The sequence below is a fragment of the Streptomyces sp. NPDC053542 genome (assembly GCF_044544685.1).
Taxonomy (GTDB): Bacteria; Actinomycetota; Actinomycetes; order Streptomycetales; family Streptomycetaceae; genus Streptomyces.
The window spans coordinates 475,587-492,255 of record NZ_JBITXL010000007.1 but is presented as its reverse complement, the minus strand read 5'-3'; the positions used below and the strand labels follow the sequence as shown (position 1 = coordinate 492,255).

Sequence of the window (16,669 nt, the reverse complement as noted above, 5' to 3'; positions counted from 1 at the left end):
GCGTTTACGCAGGTCAGCTTGGGTGGCGTAACTCCGGCGTAACGCCCGGGGAGTACCGTCGGCGGCTTCGGAGGGCGCGACTCCGGTGATGCGGCAGCGCACGACGGGGCGGCGCGGAAGGGAGTCAGCGATGCGGGAGACGGCACCACCGGGCGCGGAGGGCGGGGACGGCGGGCCCTGGGTGTCCTCCCGGCCCCGCGCCGAGCGGGCCCGGCAGCTGGCCGACGTGCTCCGGCAGCGGATCACCAGCGGCGCGTACGAGGACGGCGTGCTGCCCGGCGAACGCGAGTTGGGCGCGCACCTCGGGGCGTCGCGCAACGCCGTACGGGAGGCGCTCGCGCTGCTGCGCAACGAGGGGCTGATCACCCGCAAACAGGGCGTGGGCACGACGGTCGTGCTGCCCAAGTACGGCCACGGGCTGGACCGGCTGGCGGGCCTGGCGGAGACACTGACCGGACACGGCGCGGTCACCAACGAGGTACGCGCCGCCCGCCCCGTCCCCGCTCCCCCGGCGGCCATCGCGGAGCGGCTGGGGCTGCGCCCCGGGGAGAGCGCGGTGCACGTCGAGCGGCTGCGCCGGCTGGGCGGCCTCCCGCTGTCCCTGGACACCACCTACCTCACGGCCGACATCGGGATGCCGCTGCTCCGCTGCGACCTCGCGCACCGCGACCTGTTCGCGCTCATCGAGGAGACCTCCGGGCAGCGGCTGGGCCGGGCCGAGGTGTCGGTGCACGCGGTCAACGCGGGGCCGGACACCGCGGCGCTGCTGGGCGTGGAGGCGGGGGCCGCGGTCTTCGCCATCGAACGGCTCACGCATCTCGCCGACGGCCGCCCCGTGGACGCCGAGTCGCTGCACATCAGGGCCGACCGGCTGGCCCTGTATGCCACGCTGCACCGCGGGCCCGCCCCGAAGGAGGCGCGTTGACCGGCCTCGCGCCCGACACCACGACGCTGCTCCTCCTGGCGCTCTTCGGGCTGGCGGCCGGGGTCGGCATCACGGCCGTGGGCCCGGGCGGAGTGCTCGCGACCGTCGGCCTGTTCGTCCTGACGGACCTCTCCCCCGCCCAGGTCGCGGGCACCGCCATCGTCACGCACCTCGCCACCGGGATGCTGGGCACGGCCGCGTACGTGCGCTCCGGTGAGCTGCGGGAGCCGCGCACGCGGCGCACGGCATGGGTGCTGGCGGGCGCCGCGGTGCTCGGCACACCGCTCGGCGTCCTGGCCAACACCCTGGTCTCCGGGCGCGCCTTCGGGCTGCTGCTGGGCGCCTTCGTGGCGCTCGTCGGGGCACTGGTGTGGTACCGCGAGCGACGCGCCGCGCCTACGGACGCGGTGTACCCCTCGGCCCGGGTGACGGCACCGCTCGGCTTCGGTGTCGCGGTGGCGAGCGGGGTGTTCGGGGTCGGCGGGCCGATGCTGACCGTGCCGCTGCTGGTGGCGCTGCGGATGCCGGTACTGGCCGCGCTGGCCGTCGCGCAGGTCCAGTCCGTGGTGATCGCGACCGCGGGGACGCTCGGCTATGTGGCGCACGGCGCGGTGGACTGGCCGCTGGCGGCGCTCGTCGGCGCACCGGAGCTCGCGGGCGTACTGATCGGCTGGCGCCTCGCCCGCGCGCTCCCCGCGCGCACCCTCAAGGCGTGCCTCGTACTGGCCCTGTTCACACTGGCGCCGTACTTGGCGCTGTACGGGGGCTGAGACCGCGGGCCCTGTAGGGGGCCTGCGCCTCTACAGGGGGCTGAGCCTGCCCCGGGGGGCCGCCGCGGCGCAGGCTCTCGAAGCGCTCTTACAGAGCGCGCAGGCCATTGATGACCTCGCGCAGGATGTCCTCGTCCGGGAGTTCGGCGGGCGGTACGGGACGGGTGACCCGGACCAGTTCCGCGTCGAGCAGGTCGCCGATGAACACCCGGACCACGCCGACCGGCAGGTCCAGCTCCGCGGCCAGTTCGGCCACGGAGAGCGGGGCCTCCCGGGTGAGGTCGACGATGTCGAGGTGTTCGGGCGACAGGGACTGATCGGTGACCGGTTCGTCGGCGCGGCTCTCCGCGATCACCTGCGCGATCAGGTCGAGCCGGGCGACGGCGCCGCTGGCGGTGCGGCCGCGGGTCATGGCATACGGACGGACGACAGGGCCCGCCTCGTCGTCGAACCACCGGGCCGGGCCCGCTGCGGACCCGGCCTGATCTTTTCGGTTCATGCGGTCACCGTCGTCATCCTCAACTGGGCCCACCGGTCCTGGGAGCCGTACCCAGGTGCGTACCCACGCGCTTGACCAGCAGCGTCATCTCGTACGCGATCAGACCGACATCGGCGTCGGCGTCGGCGAGCACGGCCAGGCAGCTGCCGTCGCCGGCGGCGCTCACGAAGAGGAACGCCTCGTCCAGCTCGACCATGGTCTGCCGCACCTGGCCCGCGTCGAAGTGCCGGCCGACGCCCTTGGCCAGGCTGTGGAACCCGGAGGCGACCGCGGCGAGGTGCTCGGCGTCCTCCCGGGGCAGGTCGGCGGAGGCCCCGGTGGCCAGGCCGTCGCTGGAGAGGATGAGCGCCTCACGGATGGAGCCCACCCGGCCGACCAGCTCGTCGAGCAGCCAGCCCAGTTCGCCCGAGCCCTTTCCTGCGGTCCCGGCTGCTGTTGCCTTCGGTGCGGTCATCGACCGTCCCCTCCCATGTTCTTTCTCGGTGCTGTGGCGCTGCCGTCTTCGCCGGCTTCACGCCGGCCGCGCTGCCAGCCGCGCTGGAGCGATGCCATGCGGGACCGTACGTCCTCGGCGTCGCGGTCGGCCGCGGGGCCCGCGGCCTCGTTCGCCGCGCCGGACGGCCGGCCGGACGACGTCTTGAGCTGGGGTGCGAGGCTGGCCTGTCGCACCCGCCGGGGCAGACCGGGCATGGTCCGCGCGGGCTGCGCCTCTTGGGCGGGCGGGGTCGCCGCGGCGGACGGCCTCTTCCCGGCGGGCGGGGCCGCTTCTCCGGTTTCCACGGGCTCTGCGCGCTCTACGGGCCGCTCCTGACCACGTACCTCCGCGGCAGGCCGCTCCTCGCCACGTGCCTCCGCGCCCTCCACCGGCCGCCCGTGGTCCCTGACCAGGACCGGGGAGCGGCGGCGGCGCGGCAGCGGCGCGGGGCCGCCGCCCGGGGGCGGTTCGGCGGCCGGCTCGTGCTCCACGCGCTCGGCGGGCACCGGACCGGTCGGCAGCGCGGGGCGGCCGTCCTCGGTACGCCGCTGTCTGCGGGGGCCGCGGTAGACGCTCTCGTCCTCCTCGGCGGCCCGCTCCGCCGCGTCCGGTGCGCCGCGCTGCGGCAGCGGCACCGGCACCTGGGCGAGCGCGGACAGCGACCCGCCACGCGCCGCGTCGGCCGCCGCGCGACGCAGCATCGAGCCGGTGTCCTCGTCGCGGCCGCCCTCCGTGCGCCCGTCGGGGCTCTCGGTCAGCAGCGTGCCGGGGATGAAGACGACCGCGGTGGTCCCGCCGAACGGCGAGGGCTGCAGCGAGACGCGTACGCCCTGCCGCTGGGCCAGCCGGCTGACCACGAACAGGCCGAGCCGGTCGGTGTCGGACAGCTCGAACTCGGGGGTCTCGGCGAGCCGGAGGTTGGCGTCCAGGAGCGCGTCGGACGCCATGCCCAGGCCGCGGTCGTGGATCTCCAGGGTGAAGCCGTTGGCGACCCGCTCGCCGACCACCTGCACCGCGGTGTGCGGCGGCGAGAAGACGGTGGCGTTCTCCAGTAGTTCGGCGATGAGGTGGGTGAGGTCGGAGACGGCCGGGCCGTCCACCGCGAGCCGCGGCAGCCTGCGCACCTCGATGCGCTCGTAGTCCTCGACCTCGGAGACCGCGGCCCGTACGACGTCCATGAGCTGGACGGGCTTGCGCCACTGCCGGGACGGCGCGGCGCCGGACAAGATGACCAGGCCCTCGGCGTGCCGCCGCATACGGGTGGTGAGGTGGTCCAGGCGGAAGAGGTCGGCCAGCTCGTCGGCGTCCTCCGTACGGCGCTCCATGGCGTCCAGGAGGGTGAGCTGACGGTGCAGCAGGACCTGGCTGCGGCGGGCCAGGTTGACGAAGACCTCGGAGACGCCGCGGCGCATGTCGGCCTGCTTGACGGCGGCCTCGACCGCGGCCCGCTGGAGGGTGTGCAGCGCCTGCGCGACCTGGCCCATCTCGTCCTGGGTGAACTCCAGGCGCGGCGCCTCGGTCTCCACATCGACCTGTTCGCCTGCCGCGAGGCGGCGCATGACGCTGGGCAGCCGTACACCGGACACCTCGTGCGCGTCCTTGCGGAGCCGGCCGAGGTCCTTCACGTGCCGGCGGCCGAGCCGGAAGGAGACGATGATCGAGGCGAGCAGGGCGACGAAGCCGAGGACGCCGGCGAACGCGGCCTTGGCGAGCACGGTCATCGCGGCGGGCTGGACCCGGTCCCCGAGGCGGTCGCCCGCCTCCTTGTCCATCCGGTCCAGGTCGCCGAGGACCTTTTGCGCGGTGGCGTGCCAGCGCTCGGCGTTGATGGCTCCGGTGGCGCCGGACGGCCCCGCCGCGATCACCGCGTCCTCGAAGGCTTCCAGTTCGCGCGGCTTGGCGTCGTTCCAGTAGTCCTCGAACACGGCACGTTCGGCGGCGGGCAGCGCGGTGAGGCTGGTCTTGTACAGGACCTTGCGCTCGGCCACCCGGTCGGAGAAGTCCCGCAGTTCACGCCGGGACATCGAGCCGGACACCAGCGCGGAGCTGAGCAGCGCGTCCTCGCGCGAGAGCGCCTCGCGCCCGCGGGTGAGCGCCACCAGCGCGGCACCCTGCTTGGAGATGTTCGCGTCGGGCAGGAAGTGCATGCTGCCCAGGAAGACGTAGCAGGGGTCGACCAGGGCGTTGTACTTCTCGAACGCCTCGCGGCGGGTGAGGGTGTTGTTCTCCACCTGGTCGCGCACCTCGTCCAGGCGCGAGAACCCCTTGACGGCGGTCTCCAGGCGCGAGCCCGCGCCCCCGAGGAGGTCCTCGCGCACGTCGGAGCCCTTGGCGTTGGCGCGCAGCCGGGCCACGGCCCGGTCGGTGGCGAGGGTCTGCCGGCGCAGCTCGGTCAGCGAGCCCGCGATCCGCGGATCGGCGAGGTAGACGAGAGTGGCGCGACGTTCCTTCTGCAGGGCCTGTACCGCGTCCTCGGTCGGGTATCCGACCTTGTCGACGACGACCGCGACCTTCAGCAACTGGCGGGCCTCGGTGCCGGTGACGTACGTGGCGAAGGCCCACATGGCGGTCAGGGACACCAGAGGTACGAGCAGCAACGCCACGATCTTCCGGCGGATGGACTTCCCGCGAAAGCGCATGGCCTCCCCTACGTCAACCCCGGCTCGCGGGGGTGGTGTTCCGTCAACAAACGGCGCGAGCCTACTACTGTCGGGGGGTCAACTCTAAGAGCTGTCCGACGGACCGGCCCGCAGGTCAGGACCGGATGGCCACCCTTGTCCGGTGATTCCCGGACAACCCGCCCGCCCGTGTGGTCTCCACCACCTCACTCGCACCCCCTTCCGGGCCACGACTGTTGGCCGGAAAGAACCGGCCCCCGCCGTCCGCGCCGCGCCGGCGGTGGGCGACCATGAGTCCCGGTGACGGTGCACGGCGGCATGTACCGGAGGAAATCCGGGCAGTCACCGAACAGCCGGGCAGGCGGGGAAAGTACGGGGAGAGTGACGGCTTCATGGACCTCGGCAGAGACGGCACGCTGTGGCAGGAAGAGCCGTCGGCCCGCCCCCGTATGCCCGATCCGGTGCGTACCGCCGCGGTGCGGGCCCTCATCATCGTGGCGTTGACGCTCGTCCAGGCCATGGTGGCCTTCCTCAGCACGCTCGCCGGGTCCTGGCTCGCCTTCCCCGCGGTGCTCAGCACGGTCGCCTCGACCGTGGTCGCGACCTGGGGCGTACTGGATGTCTGGGTGACCCGGCAGGTGTGGATCCAGCGGCACGGCGTGGAGTCGCAACCCAGCAGCACGGCCAGGGCGCTGCGCCGGGAGCGGCGGCGCGCACGCCGGCAGGAACGGCGCTCGGCCGCCGCGTGACCGGTTCCCCGGGGTAGCGCCGAGCCTCTTCCTGAGACCCTTCGGGAACCCCTTCCGGAGGCCCGGACTCCGAAAAGTTGCGCTCACCATCTGGTTCCCTTGGCGCCGATCGGTATGATGGCGTTGCCTATCACGCATCGCACCGCGCGATGCGCAACAGCAGAGCGCAACAGACCGAGATCCGGGAGCGGATCAGGACGGGCTCCCGGCGACTGGCCCCCGGGCCGACGGGCGGTGACGCAGAGACCCATGCCGAAAACGACCGACACGAGCGCCAACGAGACCACCGAGGAAGCCGACGACAGCACACGCGGCGGTAACGGCTCCGTCCAGTCCGTGGACCGGGCGGTGAGTGTGCTGGAGAGCCTGGCCCGGCTGGGCGAGGCCAAAGTGACCGAGCTGGCCGAGGAGCTGGGCGTCCACAAGTCCACCGCCTTCCGCATCCTCGGCGTCCTGGAGAACCGCGGACTGGTGGAACAGGAAGGCGAGCGCGGCAAGTACTTCCTGGGCGCCGGCGTGCTCCGGCTGGCGGGCGCCGCCGCGATCCGGCTGGACATCTCGCAGGAGGGCGCCCCCGTGTGCCGCGCGCTGGCCGAGGACACCGGCGAGACCGCCAACATCGCGGTACTGGACGGCGACGCGGCAGTCAACATCATGCAGGCACGCGGCGGGGCAGCGGTCACCGCGTACAACTGGCTGGGCCGGCGCACCCCGCTGCACGCCACCGCGAGCGGCAAGGTGCTGCTCGCGCATCTGCCGCGGGAGCGCCGCGACGGCCTGCTGGCCCGCTCGCTGCCCCGCTTCACCGAGAACACCCTCACCGCCGCGCCCCTGCGCGCACAGCTGGCCGACGCGCTGGAGCTTGGTTACGCCTGCACGGCCGAGGAGTTGGAGATCGGCCTGAACGCCGTGGCCGCGCCGGTACGGGCGCACGACGGCGCGGTGATCGGCGCGATCGGCGTGTCCGGCCCGGCGTACCGAATGGAGCAGGAGCTGCTGCCGGAGCTCGCCGAGCGGGCCGTGAAGGCGGCGGCCGACCTCTCCCGCGCCATGGGCTTCGCGGCCTGAGACCCGCGCCATGGGCTTCGCGGCCTGAGGAACGAGCGGAAAAGCGACGGCGAAGCGGGCTGAGCAGCGGCCGGGGAATCGGCCGCGAAATCGGTCCGCGCGCGGGCGTCGAACCCCCTTGACGGATCGCGGCGCAAATCCCAGCATGTCTCCTATGGTGCAACAGGCCGCACAATAGGCAACAAGCACCGGGCACCCCAGCCTCCGCCGCAGGCGCTGTCGAGGAGTGACGACATGCCGCACGAAGCCCGCGCCGCCATCGCCGTGAAGAAGGGGGCGCCGGTCGAGGTCCTGCCGGTCCTGGTGCCCGACCCGGGCCCGGGGGAAGTGCTCGTACAGATCCAGGCGTGCGGCGTGTGCCCCACCGACCTGCGCACCCGTGACGGCGCGGCCGGTGAGGAGTTTCCCTACCTGCTCGGCCACGAGGCGGCCGGCGTCGTCGAGGCCACCGGCCCGGGCTGCGGCGAACTCGCCCCCGGCGACTACGTGGTGCTCGCCTGGCGGGCCCCCTGCGGCACCTGCCGCTCCTGTCGCCGCGGCCGCCCCTGGTACTGCTTCGACTCCCGTACCGCGCGGCGCACGCCGACCCTGCTCGACGGCACCCCGCTCACCCCCGCCCTCGGCATCGGCGCGTTCGCCGAAAAGGCGCTGGTCCACGCGCGCCAGGCGGTGAAGGTCGACCCGTCGGCCCGCCCCGAGGCCGCCGGGCTGATCGGCTGCGGGGTGATGGCCGGGTACGGCGCCGCGGTGTACACCGGCCGGGTGGGCAACGGCGACACCGTGGCCGTCATCGGCTGCGGCGGGGTGGGCAACGCCGCGATCGCCGGCGCCTCGCTGGCCGGCGCCCGCCGGGTGATCGCGGTGGACGTGGACGCCCGCAAGCTGGACGCCGCCGAACGCTTCGGCGCCACCGACACCGTCAACTCCCGCTGGACCGACGCCGTCGCGGCGGTCCGCACGCTGACCGGCGGCCACGGCGCGGACGTCACGATCGACGCGGTCGGCACCCCGGAGACCTTCCGCCAGGCCCTCGACATGCGGGACTTGGCAGGCGTCCTGGTCCAGGCCGGCATCCCCGACCGCGACCAGCACGTCGACCTCCCGCTGCACGACCTCTTCTCCCGCGGCGGGGCGCTGAAGACCTCCTGGTACGGCGACTGCCTGCCCACCCGCGACTTCCCCGTCCTGATCGACCTCCACCTGCGCGGGAAGCTCAACCTGGAAGCCTTCGTCTCCGAAACGATCCCGCTGGACGACGTGGAACACGCCTTCGCCCGGCTGCAACGAGGGGAAGTGCTGCGGTCGGTGGCGGTGCTGTGAGCCCCTGTTCCGGGGCCGGGGGCCCGGTGTCAACCCTGACGATGGTCGTACACCGCCTCTGACGTTCGGCTCGGGCCACCAACCGTGACCGTTCCTACGGTCAGTGGCCATGACACCATCTCTTTCCTACCCCTTTCTTTCCTGCTCCTTCGGCCGCCGTTCACTGATCGCGTTGGTGCTGACCGCTGCGGGTGCGGGCGGCATCGGCCTGCTGTCTCCGGGCGGACTGGGCGAGGCCGCCCCGGTACACGTCACCGGCGGCGCCTCGGCGTCGGCGTACCGCTCGGTGACGCAGACGGTGGCGGCAGCGCCCCCGTGGGCGGCCTCCGCTCTCGAACTGGCCACCGAGGGAACGCTGCTGGTGCTCGGCCTGCTGCTCATCGGGGTGTGCTGGGCCGCCCTCCGGCGCAGGGATGCCCGCGGGGTCGCAGGAGCCGCCCTGATCGGCGCCGGCACCGTGGCCGCCTATGCGCTCAGTGAGGCGGTGAAGCTGGCCGTGGACGAGGAACGGCCCTGCCGGGCGCTACGGGGAGCCGTGGCACTCGCGCGGTGCCCCGAGGTCGGTGACTGGTCCTTCCCGAGCAACCACGCCACCCTGGCCACCGCGCTGGCCGTCGGGCTGGCGCTGCTGCGGCCCCGGCTCGCCGCGGTCACGCTGCCGCTGGCCGGGGCAGCGGCGCTGCTCCGGGTGGCGGTGGGGGTCCACTACCCGCACGACGTACTCGCCGGCGCGCTCCTCGGCGCCACCGCCGCCGTGGTGCTGCCGCTCCTCGTCATGGGCCCGGCGGCACGCGCGGCGTCACTGCTGTTCGGGCATCGGCGGCCGGGCCAGTCCGGCTTCATGGGCGGCGACGGCCGCCGCCGCTCGGTTGTCGACCCCCAGGCCGGCCAGTATCGAGCTGACGTGGGCCTTGACGGTGCCCTCCGCGATGCGCAGCCGGCGGGCGATCTGACCGTTGGACAGCCCGCTGCCGAGAAACGCCAGTACCTCCCGCTCCCGGGCGGTGAGCGCGTCGATCCGCGCGCGGACAGCACGGCGGCGACCGGCCAGGGCGCCCGCGCCGCCGGCCGCGAGATGGGCGACGACCCGCGCCGCGACCTTCGGTGACAGGTAGGCGGCGCCGTCGGCCACCGCCCGGACGCCCGCGATCAACTCCTCGGGCTCCCCGGACTTGAGGAGGAAGCCCGTGGCCCCGCCGCCCAGTGCCTGGAGGATGTAGTCGTCCTCGCCGAAGGTCGTCAGCATCACGATGCCGGTGTCCGGTACCGTCCTGCGGATCTCCGCGGCGGCCTCGATGCCGCCCAGGCCCGGCATGCGGATGTCGAGCACGGCCACCTGGGGGCGGTGGCGCTGGACCAGATCGATCGCCTGGTGCCCGTCGCCGGCCTCGGCGACGACGGCGATGTCGGGGGCGTGGGACAGCACGGCCCGGACGCCCGCGCGGATCATCGGCTCGTCGTCGGCGACCAGAATCCGGATCATCGGACGGCCGCCCCGGTGAAGGCGTCGGCGGAGACCAGGGTGTCCGCCCGGAAGCACAGTCGGTAGACGTCGCCCGACCGGTCGTCGAAGGGATCAGCGGTCATCGCGTAATACTCGCACGCCGTGCCCCGGCCCCCGGATTCGGCGGCGGCCGGCCGGTGGGCCGTCTCGCGGGCGGGCAGGTACCGCGCCACGTCGGCACGGGACTGCCCGGGCCGCAGCCGGGCGAAGTCGTCGGCGGCCAGTACCGATTCGCGGGCCGTCAGCATGTCCCACACGCGCAGCGAACCCATCAGCAGGGCGGCCGTGACCAGCGGAACCATGACCGCGGCGGCCAGCGTGCGGCCCAATCGGCGGTGCGCGCGCCGGTGTTCCTCCGGAACGGCGCCGTACGAAGCACCGGCGGCGGGTGTGTCGTCCCGGAGCGGCCGGGCCGGCGCGGCGTGCGGGAACCTGGCGAGAACGGCGAAGCCGTGCTCTGTGGGGCCGTACGTGAAGGTGCCCCCGGCCAGCCTCACCCGTTCGTCCAGCCCGATGAGCCCGGAGCCCGCGCCCTGGGGCCGGTCCTGGGCGGCGGCGGGTACCGGGCCGTTCTCCACCCGCACCTCGGTCTCCGTGGCCAGGTGCCGGAGGCGGACGGTCGCCGTCGAGTGCGGCGCGTGCTTGGCGATGTTGGTCAGTGCTTCCTGTACGACGCGGTGCACGGCCCGCTCGGCCATCGCCGGCAGGCCGTCCGCGGCGCCGACGGTATGCAGTTCGACCGCCAGGCCGGACGCCGACGCCTGGTCGACGAGGTCCGCGACGCCCGCGTCGCCGGGCCTCGCCGGTGCCTCCCCGGCCTCCTGCCGCAGGACGCCGACCACCTCGCCGAGCCGCTCGACGGCGGTCGCCGCCCTGGCCCTGATGTCCTGGGCGGCCGCCCGGTGGGTGTCCGTCAGACCGGGTGCGAGCTTCAGCGCGCCGGCCGAGAGCGCGATCAGGCTGAGATCGTGGCCGAGCACGTCGTGCATGTCCTGCGCGATGCGGGCCCGTTCACGCAACCTGGCCTGCTCCGCGACGAGCTGCTGTTCGCGCTCCAGTTGCGCGGCGCGCTCCCATCCGGCCCGCACGAGGTCGCGGTACTGCCGTCGGAACCGGCCCACGAACCAGGGCAGCATGACGGCACCGGCCACGACGGCCACGTACCGGCTCCCCCGCGAGATCCACGTGGGCTCCACCGAAACGGCCAGTACCCCGGCCGCCAGCGCCGCGACCAGGACCGTCGCCACGGGGCGCGTCCGGCCGGGCCGACCCCCCGCCAGAAACGCGCAGACCGCGGCCGGCAGCGCCCACCACAGGCTCACGACGCCCAGGCCGGCCGCTGCCACGGCGCCCGCGAGCAGCAGCTGCCCCGGCTCGGGGACCCACCGGCCCCCCGCGGCCCCCGTCTCTTCCGTCGCCACGGCCCCACCCCAGTGCTCGCCCGACTCGGAGCACCACCATACGAAGGGCGCCGCGCGTTACTGCTCCGTCTCCCCCGGATCCGGCGTCGCCGGGCCGTTCTTCGACGTCCGGTCGGCCTGCGGCACGCGTGGGGTCTCCTGTTCCTCCGGCCGCTTGAACATCCGCGTCGCCGTGATCTCGCCGTGGATCGTCTCCGAGTCGGGCCGCTGCTGCGGGAGGCCGGGGCGGAGGTGTTCCTCGACGCTGATGTACTTCAGGCCCGCGCGCAGGTCCGCGTCGTTGCGCAGGCGGATGACCAGCGGGAACTCGGCGAGAGCCGTGGTGTCGAACAGGCCGGTGGTGTAGAGCAGCTGGACGCCGAGCGCGTCGGCGACGGCCCGCTGGAGCTCCAGCAGATACGTGGCGTTGGCGCGGCCGATGGGGTTGTCCAGGAACAGCGTGCCGGCGTGCCGCTGCTTGTCGCGGCCGCGGTCGTTGCTGCGCAGCGCCGCCATCGTGCAGTACAGGGCGATGGCTGCCGTGAGCAGCTGGCCGCCGGAGAAGACGTCGCCCATCTGCCCGACGGGGACGCGCTCGGCGCGCAGTACCGCGTCCGGCTTGAGGATCTCCACGGCCACGCCGCGCGGCTGGAGCCCCGCCGCGACGCCGCGCAGCAGCAGGGACATGCCGTCGCGGCGCAGGTCGCTGTTGCGCTTGACGGCCGCGCGGGTCGCCTCGTCGATGACCTCACCGAGCCGCTCGGTGAGCGTGGCCTGGTCCGGGTCGTCGAAGCGGATGCGCAGGAACTCCTGGCCCGACCACTCCCCCAGCCCCTCGGGCAGCCGGGAGAGCCGCTGTGCCGAACGCAGCGTGGCCAGCGAGGACTCCACCAGGCCGCGCAGCCGGTCGACGATGCTGTCGCGGTTGCGCTCCAGCTGCGCCAGCTCGTCGGTGAGCACCCGCAGCCGGGGCGCGAACGCCTCGGCCCACTTCGCGGCGTGGTCCGGCAGCGCCGCGGCGGGCAGCTCGCGGATCTGCTGCCGGGCCGGGGTCTTGACCATCTCGTACCGCGTGGAGTTGGCGTGCCGTACGAGGACGTCGCTCGCCTCGCGGACCGCCGCATCGGCTGCCGACAGATCGCTCGCGCAGCCGCGCAGTGAGCGGCGGGCCTCGGCGGCGGCCTGCCGGGCCTCCTCCAGGCGGCCGCGGTACGGCTCGGGCGCCTCCTGCTCCTCCTCCGCGCCGTTGTCGCGGAGGATGTCACGCAGCATCGCGGCGGTCTCGTCGAAGCCGCCGGCCGCGTCCTCGGCGGCGCGGTGGCTGCGCAGCAGCTCGGCGTGGGTGGCGCGGGCGGTCTCCAGCGCGTCGGTGGCGGTGGCCAGTTCGGCGTTGGCGCTGCGGAGCAGCTCCTTGGCGCGCTCGGCGTCGGCCGGGACCAGCTCCTCGGGCAGCTCGGTGTGGGCCTCGACGCCCTCGGGCGGCGCCAGCCGCTCCGTCTCACCGCGCAGCCGGCCCAGCTGCTCACTGGCCGCGGAGGCGCGCGACTCCAGCATCGCGACCAGCTCCTCGGCGCGGGCCGCGGCGGCCTGCCGGGACGGGCCGTCGGCCGCGTCCGGGCTCTGCAGCAGCGTCTCGGCGCGGGTACGGACCTTGTTGGTGAGCCGGTCCAGTTCGTTGCGCGCGTTGCTCTCGTCGCCCTCGGCGCGGGCCTGCTCGGCCCGCAGATCGGCGCCGACGCCGACCTTCTCGTACAGCTGGGACGCCGCACGGTACGCCTCGCGCAGGGTGGGCAGCGAGGACTCCGGCGGGGCCTCCTCCTCGCCCAGGTCGTCCGGCACACCGGCGATCTCGGCGCGCTCGGCACGCAGCGCGCGGGCGGTGCGGCGGGCGTCGTCGGCGGCGCGCTGGGCCGCGCGGCGGTCCTCGTCGGCGGCGCGGGCCCGGTCGACGCACTCCTCGGCGCGCGCCTCGTACTCCGCGCTCTCGTCGGCCAGTTCACGCAGCTTGGTCTGCCAGGCGGCGCGCTCACGCAGCCGGTAGGCGAGGCCGGCCAGCGCGTCGGCGACCCGGCGGGCGCGCTGCGCGGCCTCGCCCCGCTCGTCCCGGACGCGCGCGGCCTCGGCCGCCGCCTCGTCCGCCTCGGCGCGTGCCGTACGGGACTCCGCCAGCTCCTCGGCGGCGGCGTCGGCCGTCGTACGCGTCTCCTCGGCCGCGGCCGCCAGCTCGGCGAGCCGGCCGGCCGGGCAGCCCGTACGCCAGGAGGACAGCCGGGCGGCGAGCGCGCGGTCGGCGGAGAGCCGGGCCGCGAGCCGGCGGATCTCCTCGTCGCGGGCCGCGGCGCGGGCACGCAGCGCCTGCCGCTCCTCGTCGGCGGCCGACTCGTCGTGCATCGCCGGGTTCGGCGGGACGAGGAAGACGCCGGTGTCCTGGGCGTCCGGCGACGGGGTGGGCGCGAGCAGGGCCGCCGCCGTGCCGACGGCGACGGCGGAGCGCGGCAGCAGGGCCGCCTGCGCCAGCACGTCGCGGGCGCGCGCGTGGGTGTCGGGGTCGGTGATGATCACGCCGTCGACCAGCTCGGGCCGGGCGGCGAGCACGCGGGCGTGGTCGACGGGGTCGACTGCCTGGGCGAGGTAGCGCCAGCCGGGCAGGGCCGGGACGCCGTGCTCGCCCAAGTACTCGACGGCCGCGAGGACATCGGGGCCGGGCGGCAGCAGGCCGCCGTCGCCGAGCGCGCCGAGAATGCGCGAGTCGTCGGCCGCGGCGGTGCGCATCTCGAAGAGCTGGCGCTCGGCGGAGCTGACGCTGTCGTCGAGCAGCTGCTGCAGCGCGTCGGCGTTCCGGTCGACCTCTTCGGCGGAGAGGGGGCCGCGGGCGCCGGTGAGCCGGGGGCGGGCGGGGGCCGCACCGGATGTCCCGCCGTCACCGTCGTCATCGGGACAGGCTTCGTCCGCCGCGGACACCGCGGCGTCCGGGGCACCGGCATCCGGCGCCTCATCGGGGGCCTCGGTCGTCGGCGCCTCGTCGGCGGCCTCGGACCGCGCGCTCTCGGACGGGTCCGCCGGGGCGTCACCGCCCTCCGGGGCCGAGTCGATCCGTGCCGAGACCTCGTCCCGGGAGCCGGACTCGGCCGCGTACGTGCCACGTCCGCCTGCCGGCCGGGAGTCGGCCTCAGGAACATCCGCCTCCTCGGACGCGCCGGGCCCCACGACGCCCGACGCCCACGACTCGCCCCGTACGGACATCGCGTCCCCGGTGGCGGCGGTGGTCTCTTCAGGGGCCGCGGGGCGCGCCTCTACGGGCACGCCGCCGCCTGTGACGGGCCCGGCGAAGTACCCGTCGTCCGGCTCGCCGTCGTCCGCGAGCGCCGCCTCCTCGTCGTCCAGCCGGACCGTCACCCGCAGCGGCTGCTGGGCCTCCGCGGCGAGCGGGCGGCCGCCGCCGCGCTGCCCCGGAAGGCCCGGCGCGACCGCGTCCGGGGCCGACTCCATGCCCAGCAGCTCCGCGAGCCGCGGTTCCGCGCCGATGGACTCGGCGGCGCGGCGCTCCGCGTCGTACGCGCGCTCCGCCGCGAGCGCGGCGTCCTCCGCGCGGGCCGCGGCCAGTTCGGCGCGGGACTGGCGGGCCGCGGCCTCCTTGGCGCGGTCGGCGGTCTGCCGGGCCGCCTCCCGGGCGGTGTCCCAGGACTCGACCGCGGCCTTCTCCGCGTCCGTGGCGGCGAGCGCGGCGCGTGCCGGGTCGGCGTCCGGGGCGGTGTCGTCCAGCCAGCCGGCCCGTACCGCCTCCGCCGTCTCCTGCTCGACCTCGGCCAGCCGCTGCTTGAGGTGCTCGGTCTCGCTGCGGGCGCGCTGAGCGGCGGTCGCGGCGGCGGTCGCGTCACGATGCGCCGACTCGCCCGTCTCCTGGAGGGCGGCGGACCGCTCCTCCTCCTGGTTGGCCCAGGTCTCGGCCTCCGTAGCGGCGGCGTGCAGCGCCCGTACGAGGTCGGCGGCGGCCTTGCTGCGGGCGGCGAGCGCGGGCGCGGCGTCCCGCTCGGCCTCCTGGATCGCGGCGGCGACGCGCGCCGAGCGGTCGGCGGCCGCGCGGTGCCGCAGGACGGTCTCGGCGGCCTGCCAGGCGGCGTGCAACGTACGGGCGTCGTTCAGCTCGCGGCGCTGGGCCGCGGCGCCCTTCTCGGCGGCGGCCAGCGCGAGGGAGGCGTGCCGGTAGGCGATCTCGGCGGAGATGAGCGAGCGGCGCTCGCGGGTGGCCTCGGCCTCGGTGACGGTGCGGGAGGCGGCGGCGACCTGCTCGGCCAGTTCGGCGGCGCGGCCGCGCTCCTCGGTGGCGCGGGCGTGCAGCCGCTGCGCGAGGTGGCGCGTGCGGCGCTCGGCCCCGGCGTGCACCTCCCGTGCGCGCTCCCGGTGTTCGGCGTTCTCGGCGATCTTCGAGAGGAGGTCGAGGGAACCGGCGGTGAAGTCGCGCTCGGCCGTCAGCTCGGCGCGCCGGCCGAGCTTGTGCGCGAAGCCGTGCACGAGGTCGGCGAGGCCGTCGGTATCGCGGGTGTCGGTGACCGCGCGCAGCAGCAGGTCGGTGAAGTCGGAGTCGTTCTTGACGGCGAAGAGGCCGGCCGCCTCGCCCTCGTCGGCGTTCATCTCGCGCTGGTACCGGAACAGTTCGGGGTCCAGGCCCAGCTCGCCCAGGTGTTCGTTCCAGCGCTCGTGGATCTCGACCCAGGCCACGTCGAGGTTGGGGTAGTTCTTGCCGGCCTCGGTGAGGGCGTCGCGGAAGCCCTTCATCGTGCGGCGGCGGCCCTGCGCACCGGACGCGCCCTCGACGATCGGGCGGACGGCGGTGGACTCGGCCACGGGGAGCGAGTCCAGGCTCATCCCGGGGCCCGGGCGGAAGCTGTACCACGCCTCGGCGAACTTCCGCGGGTCGTTGGAGACCTGGCGGCCGCGCCACTCGCTGACCTTGCCGACCACGACGGTCTCGCCGGTCAGCGTGTGCTGCCACTCCAGCGCGACGTGACCGCAGTCGTCGGCGAGCAGGAACTTGCGCAGCACACCGGAGCTGGCGCCGCCGAGGGTGTTGCGGTGGCCGGGCAGCATGACCGAGAAGATCAGCTTGAGCAGTACGGACTTGCCGCCGCCGTTCTCCAGGAAGAGCACGCCGGCGGGGGCCGGGCGGCGCGGCGGGCCGACCGGCTCCTCCTCGAAGAAGTCCGCCTGCGCCGGGGCCGGCCGGGGCACCGGCTCACCGACTCCGCGCAGGTCCAGGACCGTGTCGGCGTAGCGCGCACCGGCGGGCCCGATGGAGTAGAGGCGAACCCGGGACAGCTCGTACATAGCGGCGGACTCTCGT

Annotated in this window: 11 protein-coding genes and 1 pseudogene; 6 read left to right on the top strand and 6 right to left on the bottom strand. The window is 74.9% G+C overall.

Annotated elements, in window-relative coordinates:
• The first annotated feature begins 130 nt into the window (after positions 1-130).
• Both ACIGXO_RS22615 and ACIGXO_RS22610 read left to right on the top strand, forming a co-directional pair.
• Complete coding sequence (locus ACIGXO_RS22615; RefSeq protein WP_399789621.1) at positions 131-925, top strand: GntR family transcriptional regulator; 795 nt, start codon at positions 131-133, stop codon at positions 923-925.
• Positions 922-1,695, top strand: a complete 774-nt coding sequence (locus tag ACIGXO_RS22610) for a sulfite exporter TauE/SafE family protein (protein WP_399789618.1) — start codon at positions 922-924, stop codon at positions 1,693-1,695. The genes ACIGXO_RS22615 and ACIGXO_RS22610 overlap by 4 nt, the downstream gene beginning before the upstream one ends.
• An 88-nt stretch (positions 1,696-1,783) precedes the next feature.
• Here ACIGXO_RS22610 and ACIGXO_RS22605 read toward each other — a convergent pair whose 3' ends face one another.
• The 3 genes from ACIGXO_RS22605 to ACIGXO_RS22595 are packed head-to-tail and all read right to left on the bottom strand — an operon-like array spanning position 1,784 to position 5,308.
• On the bottom strand, positions 1,784-2,194 hold the full coding sequence (locus tag ACIGXO_RS22605) for a DUF742 domain-containing protein (protein WP_399789615.1): 411 nt from the start codon (positions 2,192-2,194) through the stop codon (positions 1,784-1,786).
• A gap of 19 nt (positions 2,195-2,213) precedes the next feature.
• Positions 2,214-2,648: a roadblock/LC7 domain-containing protein gene (locus ACIGXO_RS22600; protein WP_399789612.1), complete on the bottom strand. Its 435-nt coding sequence runs from the start codon at positions 2,646-2,648 to the stop codon at positions 2,214-2,216.
• Positions 2,645-5,308, bottom strand: coding sequence for a nitrate- and nitrite sensing domain-containing protein (locus ACIGXO_RS22595; RefSeq protein WP_399789609.1), 2,664 nt, complete (start codon positions 5,306-5,308; stop codon positions 2,645-2,647). Before ACIGXO_RS22595 ends, ACIGXO_RS22600 begins: the two co-directional genes overlap by 4 nt.
• Before the next feature lie 269 nt (positions 5,309-5,577).
• Here ACIGXO_RS22595 and ACIGXO_RS22590 point away from each other — a divergent pair, with 269 nt between their 5' ends.
• The 4 genes and pseudogenes from ACIGXO_RS22590 to ACIGXO_RS22575 form a co-directional block, all read left to right on the top strand.
• Entirely contained in the window at positions 5,578-6,036 is a 459-nt protein-coding gene (locus ACIGXO_RS22590; RefSeq protein WP_399789606.1) for a hypothetical protein, read from the top strand.
• Positions 6,037-6,285: 249 nt separating this feature from the next.
• Positions 6,286-7,104 carry an IclR family transcriptional regulator gene (locus ACIGXO_RS22585; RefSeq protein ID WP_399789603.1) on the top strand — a complete coding sequence of 273 codons (819 nt, stop codon included), beginning with the start codon at positions 6,286-6,288 and terminating at the stop codon, positions 7,102-7,104.
• 234 nt (positions 7,105-7,338) lie between these two features.
• Positions 7,339-8,424: an S-(hydroxymethyl)mycothiol dehydrogenase gene (locus ACIGXO_RS22580; RefSeq protein ID WP_399789600.1), complete on the top strand. Its 1,086-nt coding sequence runs from the start codon at positions 7,339-7,341 to the stop codon at positions 8,422-8,424.
• Positions 8,425-8,533: 109 nt separating this feature from the next.
• Positions 8,534-9,181: pseudogene (locus tag ACIGXO_RS22575) on the top strand (phosphatase PAP2 family protein); the annotation flags it as partial.
• A gap of 42 nt (positions 9,182-9,223) precedes the next feature.
• On the opposite strand, the gene ACIGXO_RS22570 reads toward ACIGXO_RS22575, so the two are convergent.
• The 3 genes from ACIGXO_RS22570 to ACIGXO_RS22560 are packed head-to-tail and all read right to left on the bottom strand — an operon-like array spanning position 9,224 to position 16,653.
• Complete coding sequence (locus tag ACIGXO_RS22570) at positions 9,224-9,907, bottom strand: response regulator (protein ID WP_399789597.1); 684 nt, start codon at positions 9,905-9,907, stop codon at positions 9,224-9,226.
• Positions 9,904-11,349 (bottom strand): sensor histidine kinase, encoded by a 1,446-nt coding sequence (locus ACIGXO_RS22565; protein WP_399789594.1) that lies wholly within the window; start codon positions 11,347-11,349, stop codon positions 9,904-9,906. Before ACIGXO_RS22565 ends, ACIGXO_RS22570 begins: the two co-directional genes overlap by 4 nt.
• 57 nt (positions 11,350-11,406) lie before the next feature.
• Complete coding sequence (locus ACIGXO_RS22560; protein WP_399789591.1) at positions 11,407-16,653, bottom strand: hypothetical protein; 5,247 nt, start codon at positions 16,651-16,653, stop codon at positions 11,407-11,409.
• Between the last annotated feature and the right edge of the window lie 16 nt (positions 16,654-16,669).